2 protein-coding genes are annotated in these 1,304 nt (G+C 47.5%); both read right to left on the bottom strand.

Translation table 11 applies throughout. The features are described 5' to 3' along the window. Positions 1-48: 48 nt before the first annotated feature. Positions 49-219, bottom strand: coding sequence for a hypothetical protein (locus tag ACSZO1_RS22380; RefSeq protein ID WP_437616581.1), 171 nt, complete (start codon positions 217-219; stop codon positions 49-51). Positions 220-364: 145 nt separating this feature from the next. Continuing rightward, positions 365-901 carry a hypothetical protein gene (locus tag ACSZO1_RS22375; RefSeq protein ID WP_437616579.1) on the bottom strand — a complete coding sequence of 179 codons (537 nt, stop codon included), beginning with the start codon at positions 899-901 and terminating at the stop codon, positions 365-367. Positions 902-1,304 lie beyond the last annotated feature (403 nt).

The following is a 1,304-nucleotide window of genomic DNA, read 5'->3' as shown; positions in this document are numbered from 1 at the left end:
AATAGTAAGTCCGTACGGTTCTGAGTTGCTGCATATTGCTATTTTAAGTCAATATACGGTATGTATGAGACGCTTACTCACTGGCTTACCTGCGGCGCGAAACGCCGTCAGCAATGCGTCGATGTTCTCGGGTGCATGACGATTAACGCAGTCACGTCCATTGCTGATGCGTTCCTGCATCAGCATTTGCATATCAATGATAATCAGTGCGGTGGTCATGAGCGGAGCCTCAGAGCAAACAGGCAGGATTAAGCCATCCATCTTACTCCGCAATCTTCGCCACCAGAACCCACAATAGTATTCACCAGCGATCAGTCAGTGTCGTCCGCGGCGAAAACGGGCATAAGGTGCACCAAATCATCGGCTAAATTGCGCCCTCACTGCGTGCCAGCACATACGCAGCATCGCGGGTAAATTCACTGGTCAGTTCACCCTGCGCCTTTTCATTGATAATCTCATCACCCGCCACCGTACCTTCCAGATAAAGCTCATCGCCATACATCCGAAAGACAAAGCCGGTATAAGGCTGGCCGGAAAGCTTCACCTTAAAGCCAAAGTAGTGACCGTCATCGATGCGGGTGATCGATTTAAAATTTGGCAGCTCATACATCAGCGCCAGATACTCTTCCAGCGTGGCATACCGGCTGTAATCCTGTCCCCAGTTCCAGCTGACATAGATAATCGACTTAAGCTGTGACTCGGTAAATCCCAGTCTGGCCACTCTGCCACGATTCTTCTCCAGCAACGCTTTCACGGCCTGTGGCGCCGGGCTCGGCTGTGAGTCTTTCATACCGCTGATCGTCGGATCCGACTGCACATTATGTAATGAGGCGGCATAAATCGTTCCGCCAGCGACAAATGACAGCAGAATAAACAGCTTTATCAGGAAAGACTTTTTCACCCTTACATCCTTATCGTTATAAGCACTACGTTATGCTGGTGAGTCACAGAGAGACAGGGAATACAGCTTAACAATAAGCTGTTCAGCTAACGTCACGATAAAAGATGAAATTACCGTGCTTATTTTGCCATCAGTTTTCACGCGGCAGGGAAAGTTAAGGAGAACTGTGCGATTTTTTGCTTCCCGCTGATACAAAAATAGCCACCGAACACTGTCAGGCAAGGCTATTCAGATAAACGGAGAAGCTTTTCGATAACGTGGCAAACATAATGTCATCTTTAATACCGTACTTCTTCTTTAAAAAGTGTTTAGTATTGGTAATGGTTTTCCGCGAATTCAGATAATAAGTGCAACGCTCGGACATGATTGTGGAGAGTGTAGGAGGAAGGGTTAACTACCGATA

Source organism: Erwinia sp. V71, assembly GCF_965644245.1.
In the GTDB taxonomy this organism is placed as follows: domain Bacteria; phylum Pseudomonadota; class Gammaproteobacteria; order Enterobacterales; family Enterobacteriaceae; genus Erwinia.
Note: the sequence above shows the minus strand (reverse complement) of the source record. Positions and strands in the feature narration are given on the sequence as shown.

Excerpts from the sequence above, each read along its gene's own strand:
- ACSZO1_RS22380 (WP_437616581.1), bottom strand. The coding sequence starts at position 219 with ATGACCACCGCACTGATTATCATTGATATGCAAATGCTGATGCAGGAA.